Annotated in this window: 5 protein-coding genes; 2 read left to right on the top strand and 3 right to left on the bottom strand. The window is 63.5% G+C overall.

Going from position 1 to position 6,821, the window contains the following annotated elements:
- Positions 1 to 231: 231 nt before the first annotated feature.
- Complete coding sequence (locus CCL05_RS35925; protein WP_086564839.1) at positions 232 to 447, bottom strand: DUF397 domain-containing protein; 216 nt, start codon at positions 445 to 447, stop codon at positions 232 to 234.
- The gene (locus tag CCL05_RS35920; protein ID WP_086564838.1) at positions 444 to 1,292 is read right to left on the bottom strand and encodes a helix-turn-helix domain-containing protein; all 849 of its coding nucleotides are present in this window, start codon (positions 1,290 to 1,292) and stop codon (positions 444 to 446) included. The genes CCL05_RS35925 and CCL05_RS35920 overlap by 4 nt, the downstream gene beginning before the upstream one ends.
- Positions 1,293 to 1,507: 215 nt before the next feature.
- Here CCL05_RS35920 and CCL05_RS35915 point away from each other — a divergent pair, with 215 nt between their 5' ends.
- On the top strand, positions 1,508 to 2,155 hold the full coding sequence (locus CCL05_RS35915; RefSeq protein ID WP_086564837.1) for an ATP-binding protein: 648 nt from the start codon (positions 1,508 to 1,510) through the stop codon (positions 2,153 to 2,155).
- Between the two features lie 4 nt (positions 2,156 to 2,159).
- On the opposite strand, the gene CCL05_RS35910 is transcribed toward CCL05_RS35915, so the two are convergent.
- Positions 2,160 to 5,321: a DEAD/DEAH box helicase gene (locus CCL05_RS35910; protein WP_086564836.1), complete on the bottom strand. Its 3,162-nt coding sequence runs from the start codon at positions 5,319 to 5,321 to the stop codon at positions 2,160 to 2,162.
- 139 nt (positions 5,322 to 5,460) lie between these two features.
- Here CCL05_RS35910 and CCL05_RS35905 point away from each other — a divergent pair, with 139 nt between their 5' ends.
- Positions 5,461 to 6,609 carry an MrcB family domain-containing protein gene (locus CCL05_RS35905; RefSeq protein WP_086564835.1) on the top strand — a complete coding sequence of 383 codons (1,149 nt, stop codon included), beginning with the start codon at positions 5,461 to 5,463 and terminating at the stop codon, positions 6,607 to 6,609.
- Positions 6,610 to 6,821: the final 212 nt, after the last annotated feature.

The raw sequence follows: 6,821 nt of genomic DNA, 5'->3' as shown, positions 1-6,821 counted from the left end.
CATCCCAACCGTCCCCGCCGCCCCACCCCTGGGCCGCCCGGTCGGCAATAACTCCGCGGTGGAGGGGCGAGCGTCAAGAGTGAAGCGAAGCGCAATCGGCGAAGCCGACGCCCGAAGGGCGCTCTTGACACTCGCCCCGGAACCGCCAACCTCGGAAAAACCGGGCGGCCGTGAGTGCCTCACAGCCAACGTGACTTTCTCGGCCTGGTCCGAGGACCTACGCAGCACCCGTTAACGAGCCGCCGCGTTGCGCTTCACGGTCTGGACGAAGGAGCGCCACGCATCGCTTCCCACCACGATCACACCCGCCTCCGCGACCTTTGAGTCGCGCACGAGGGCATCACCGCCAGTGAACGCGCACTCGACGCACTCGCCCCCGGCGCCGTTGCTGTAGGACGACGTGAACCACACCGGACGGTCGCTTCCGCCGGAAGCTTCTATTGTCACCTTGCGTAATCCTTCAAGATCGACTCGATCAACAGGGCGGAGCGTTGAGGGCTCAAGGCCGCGGCCCGGAGGCCGTCGAACGCCCTCGTGTACTCACGGACATGATGCTCGCCCTCCAAGTACATGGCATCGGTGATGCCGTCTCGATACACGAGATCCGGATCCTCCGGGGCCGGGAAGCCCAGCATGGTGAACGAACCGGTGGCCGGATAAGTCCCTGAGTCGAAGGGAAGCACCTGCAAGGTCACGGTCGGCAGTTGGGTCGTCTCCAGAACCCGTTCCATCTGCTCTCGCATCAGAGCGTGGTCCCCCATGACGTGGCGCAGAGCACCCTCGTTCACGATGAACCATGCGTCGGGAGCATCCGGTCGCCTCAGCATGGCCTGGCGTTCCATGCGCACCTGCACCGCCTTGGTGATGTCCTCGGCCGACATGTGCGCGCCGGACTTGTGGAGCTCGGACGCGTACATCTCGGTCTGCATGAGGCCGGGTACGACCTCGCACTGGTACTGGCGGAACGTCGATGCGTCCTGTTCGAGGCCGATGTAGATGTTGAACCACTCGGGCACGCCGGCGCCGTGGACCTGCCACCAACCGCGCACTTTTGCCTGCCTGGCCAGCGACTTGAGGAACTCGCGCAGTTCGTCGCTCGTGCCGTAGAAGCGGCACAGAGCATCGATGTCCGACGGCTGGATACGCCCACTGCCCGTCTCCATCCGGTTGACTTTGGAGCCGCTCCAGTCCAGGGCCGAACCGACCTGGGCGCAGGTGAGTGTGCTCTTCTCGCGGAGCTTCTTCAGCTCGATCGAGAGGCGCCGACGGCGTGCCGTGGGTGAACCGGCCATCTCAACCCTCTTTCCAGTAGCGGGCGTTCAGTCTCGCGCCAAGGGGTGTGCTTGCCAATCACACGGAAGTGGGAATCCCGCCGTGCACATTGCACAAAGGGATGCGCTGCCAGCACAGTGGTCGACAGCACAACTCAAAGTGATCGTTCGTGACGCTGCGCTGCGGTGCTGTGTCGACTGCGACGAGAGGGGTCCGCGTGAGCCAGGAAGCGTGCATGTCGCGCAAGCCGTGGGAGCTTGCCTTCACGGCCGAACCCGTGGAGGTGGCTGCCCTGCGCCGGATCATGCGACTGCACCTAGGCATGTGGGGGTTGCAGGACATCACCGACGAGGCGCAACTGTGCGTCAGCGAGCTGGTGTCCAACGTCATCACGCATGTGGGACACGGCACGCCCGCGACGCTGGCTGTCTCCGTGCGGGGCACGCACCTGCGCATCGAGGTGCATGATCCGGACACACGGTCCCTGCCCGTCCTCCGGGACCCGAGCACGGAATCCCTGGAGGGGAGAGGCATGGCGCTCGTGGACGCCGTGGCCGATCGCTGGGGCGTGCTGCTACGCCCGGACCGGAAGATCACATGGTGCGAGCTGGCCACAAAGCTCGCGGCACCCAGCGGCCACGTGGAAGCCCCCAGCGTGATGCGGGCCGAGGCCCTGCTCAGCCTCTACGCCGCTACTACGCCGTTGCCGTGCAGGACGGACGTGGGCAGGCTGAGTTCCGCCGTAGCGGAGGAGACGGTGATCGCGGCGATCACCGACCTCCTTCACTGGCTCCAGGCCCACGGCCGCGACGCGGACGACATGCTCGGCCGAGCCCAGATGCGTTTCGAGGCCGAGTGCGCTGCCCTGTGTGAAGAGGCGTAAGGCTTTACCCGGCTGAGATCGCAGAATACGTCCAGACGTCAGCCGGAATCGGGTGCTTCAGTCGCCACGTGATCGCCATGGGTTTGCTGCCCGTGTGCTCCACGTACTCGGCAGAGCCGAGCAGTATCCACGGCTGGGCGCCACCGATGTCCGTGGTCTTGTAGCGGCGTACGAAGAGCAACACGTGGCTGCCTTCAGTGACATGCCGCTGGTACCGGAGGCCTGTGGGAGAGGTCTCCGAGGTCTGGTTTTGGGACTCCCAGTGGAAGAGGGTCTCGCTCAGGGCGTAGTCGTGGTAGCGGGTCTGCGGAGAGAAGTCCTTCTCGTCCTTCTCCAGGGTGATGAGGAGGGCGTCCGTCTTGATGGACTCGCACCACTTCACGCCTTCGCGGAAATCTCCAGGCATAAAACCACCGATGCTGGACTGCCCAAGGGCAGGCAGTATCTCTTCACGGCTGTACGAGGCGTGCACGGTCAGCGGGATCCCGGCTCCGCCGCTGATCCCGAGCAGCGGAATCGGTACGTGCTCTGTGTGCGCCAAGTTGTACGCCAATACCTGACGGAGCTCACTCCGCAAGGCGTGCTGTTTGCGAAGCGTTGCGAAGCCGGCGTCGTAGCTAGTGAACCCCTTGCGGATTACGCCGCCGAGCGGCCACAGCTGGAAGAAGAGCATGCGAGCGTACGCTTTCCCCTGCTCATCGAGCTCGCTGTAGGAAGGAGCGTCGTCCTCTAACATCCGCGTGTACGCGGCCACACGGAGTGGATCGTCCACGTGAAGAAACGCCGGGATGCGCTTGAGTAGCGTTGCTTCACCTTCAGGCGCCTCGCCCTTCAGTAGCCCCGCTCGGCGAAGCAGGCCTGTCCAGGAGTTCCCGTTCCCCCGGTAGAGCTCCTTGAGTTCACGGCCGCTCTCTTCCAGGTAGCGGCTGAGCGTTGGCTCTGCATAATCCGCCACTTCACGTGCTAGTGCCGTCACATTGACGCCGAGCTGATCCTTGATGTTGGCGATGATCGCCTTCTTCGCCTTTTCCTCAAGGATGATTTGGCAGCCGGAGGGGAGCTGTGGGAAGTCGTGCTCGATGTGGTCAAGCAGCCGCTTGCGGGTCAAGTTGGTCAGCGCCCGAAATTGGTTTTCAAAACGGAACTCCTTGCGATGCTGTCCGATGAAGTCCAGCACGGTGAGCACCGCTTTGCCTTCGGAACGGCGGAGTCCGCGGCCCAACTGCTGCAAGAAGACTGTGACACTGGAGGTGGGGCGAAGGAGGAGCAGCGTGTCCACGTCGGGGATGTCGAGGCCTTCGTTGAAGAGGTCGACCGAGAAGATCACCTGGAGCACGCCTGACGCTAGGTCGTCCAGTGCCTGCTTCCGCTGCTCGGCCGGCGTCTCCCCGGACAGAGCGATGGCATTGAGGCCGGCCGTGCGGAAGACTTCAGCCATGAAGCGGGCGTGGGCGACTGATACGCAGAAGCCCAGCGCGCGCATCGTGCTGGGATCGGCAACCTTCTCCTTCACCGATTTCACGACCAGCCGGGCACGTCTGACGTTGCTCGAGAGCACATTGCTCAATGCGGCTGGGTCATACGCTCCGCGCTTCCACTCCACCGTGCTGAGGTCTGTGGAGTCGCTTATGCCGAAGTAGTGGAATGGGCTGAGGAGATCATTTTCTAGCGCCTCCCACAGTCGCATTTCGGCAGCAATCCGGCCGTCGAAGAACTCGTCCTGAATGTTCCTGCCGTCCATGCGATCGGGCGTGGCAGTGAGCCCTAGCAGCTCCATGGGGCGGAAGTGATCAAGGATCTTCCGGTAGGTCGGTGAGGTTCCGTGGTGGAACTCGTCGATCACAATCACATCGAAGTGATCGGGAGCGAGGCGATCGAGGCCTCTTGCGTTGAGCGACTGCACGCTCGCGAAGACATGGGACCAGCGCTCTGGGATTTCACCACTGTGCAGCGACTCGCCAAAGTTCGCGTCTACCAAGACGTCTTGGTAAGTCCTCATCGACTGCTCGAGTATCTCCTTGCGGTGGGCAACGAAGAGCAGCCGCAGGTCACGACCGTGCTTCTTACGCAGTTGTTTGTAGTCCAGGGCAGCCATCACGGTCTTGCCTGTACCTGTGGCCGCAACGAGCAGATTCCGGTGCCTGTTGTGAACCTCACGCTCGACCTCAAGCCGCTCCAGCATGTCACGCTGGTGCGGATACGGCCGTACCTCTAGACCTGACAAGGTGATCCTGCGAGCAGCGGACGTCGACGAGGTTCCGCCCGCAATCGCCAATGCTTCCTGAAGGCGCTCGCCATCGGCCTTCGGGTCGTATGTCTCGAAGGAAGGATCGTTCCAGTAGGCGTCGAAGGTGGCTTCAAACTTGCGAAGCACATCGGGAGTGGCGACGGAGGACAGGCGGACGTTCCACTCCAGGCCATCGAGAAGCGCTGCCTTGGACAGGTTCGAGCTGCCCACGTATGCCGTGTCGTATCCACTGCGACGGCGGAACAGCCACGCCTTGGCGTGCAACCGTGTCGTGCGGGTCTCGTAGTTGACCTTGACCTGCGCGTTGAACTCCCCCACTAGTCGGTCCAACGCGCGCCGTTCGGTCGCGCCGATGTAAGTCGTCGTGATGACCCGTATCGGCACCTCTCGGGCATGGGCTGCCTTGAGTGACTGCTCGATGATCCGGAGACCATGCCACTTAACGAAGGCGCACAGCAGGTCCACGCGGTCAGCTGTGGCGAGCTCTGCGCGCAGTTCGAAGCCGAGGCTCGGGTCATCGGGAGAGTTGGTGATCAGAGCCGCGTCGGAGAGCGGGATGCCCGGACGTACGGCAAACACACCGGGTGCCTCTTGCCGGGTCAGTGCCAGGAGTTGGCGTGGTCCGTCTGCGATCAGGTCCACCCACTCCTGTGCACCTTGCAGGGTGCTGATGGACTCCAGGATGTGGTTCGCTGCGTAAACTCGCTCCTCTGGTGGGAGGTTCTGCAGCACACGTCGAACCGTTCCCGCAATATGCGACGCCAGGATGTGCGGCCCTGACTCTGGCCCCACGGCTTCGCTCACGGGATGCCAGCCGCGGCTGACCAACTCCTTCAGCTGCTGCTCAAAGCGGAGCGTGATCAGCTGCTCGTACAGTCCATCGGCCGGGGCCGAGGCGTCGGTACGGCTCTCAGGCATAGGCAAGCTCCCCCGATTGATCGCGTCGATCGACGATGGGCCTTTTCTATCAAGAGGCGCTGACAGCGTCCGGAGCTGTGCAGACGGCTTCTGGCGTTGGGCAAGTGCAGTCGTTGTCCTGCAGCAAGTTGATCCCTAAGTGACACAACTGATCAAACAGAGTTACTTTTTGGGCGTGCTCTTACGTGACCTCCTCATACGTATAGCGGAGACCTACGACCCCAAGGCCGGTACGGCTAGCGGCGTACCAGCCCAGGACCTCCTCCGGGAGGTCGAGAGGATGCCCGATCTACCGCTACCGCATGGCTTCTCCGCCGCGGGATATGGCGGGCAGGGGTCGGCGAGTAGTACTCCTTGGATCGGTGTGTTCGGTAGATCGATCAACACGCAGGCTCAAGCGGGGCTGTACCTCGCCTACATCTTCGACTCAACCCTTACGTCCGTGACCCTCACGATGCAGCAGGGCGTGACGAAGCTTTCGGACGAGTACCCCAAGCAGGGAGACCTGCGGAGAGAGCTGAAGCGGCGAGCGAGGCAGCTCCGGGCAGGAATAGAACCTGAGCTGGCCAGGCGTTGGAGTCATACGCCGGCCTTTCGATCTAGCCTCGAACGTCCCCGTGCGTACGAGGCGGCGAGCGTCGTGGCCCGCCGGTACGAGATCGCGAGCATGCCGTCGGAGGAAGTCCTCGCAGAGGAACTCCATGTGGCGTCTCTGCTTCTGCGCGATGCTGCTGCCACCTATCGCGTCTGGCTTCAGCAGCCGTGGGAGAACGAGCCTGTCGTGTACGAGGGTGAGGGGCACTCCATTGCCGAAGACCCTCTGGACGGCTTTCGCCCGAATAGCAGCAGCGACTACTACGTCCGCATCAAGGGCGGACGACGACGCAGGGAACGCCACCACGAGGAGCTGATTGAAGCCTTCGGCCTCCACGTCGTCACGCGCGGGTACACCCCAATCACACAAGGCATGTATCCGAGAGACCTGGTCTTACGCCGTCCCGCCGTGGATCGGCAGCGCTCCTGGCTTGTAGAGGGCAAGGCCGTGAAGAAGGGCAATGCCACCCAGGCCGTCCGGCAAGCCGTAGGTCAGCTCTACGAGTACAGCTACTACTGGCACGAGAAGCGCGGCGAGCCGAAGCCGCACCTTGTTGCCCTCTTCACGGAAGACATTGGGCACTACGCCGAGTACCTGGAGGATCGCGGCATCGCGTCGATCTGGCGTACCGACGCCGGGGACTGGGCGGGGTCTCCCACGGCCGTGTCATGGGATCTGGCCGCAGGGGCTTGACCCTCGTACAAACTGCCTCCGCGAGACGCTGTTGCCGCCGGGGCCGCCCGCTTCTTGGTCAGTGTCGTGCTTCCGCGCCCCGCCTCAAGGGCGCTTCACTCCGCTGCGCTGCGTTCCGCGTCGGCTGACGCCGATGGCCCTTCGGGCCACCCTTGACCCGGGCCGCTCCAGCACGGGGGAGAAGCGAGCGGGCGGCCCGGGTCAAGGGTGGC

The sequence above is a fragment of the Streptomyces africanus genome, from assembly GCF_002150735.1.
Classification (GTDB): Bacteria; Actinomycetota; Actinomycetes; order Streptomycetales; family Streptomycetaceae; genus Streptomyces; species Streptomyces africanus.
The sequence above is the reverse complement of the archived record's forward strand: the minus strand, read 5'-3'. Positions and strand labels throughout refer to the sequence as shown.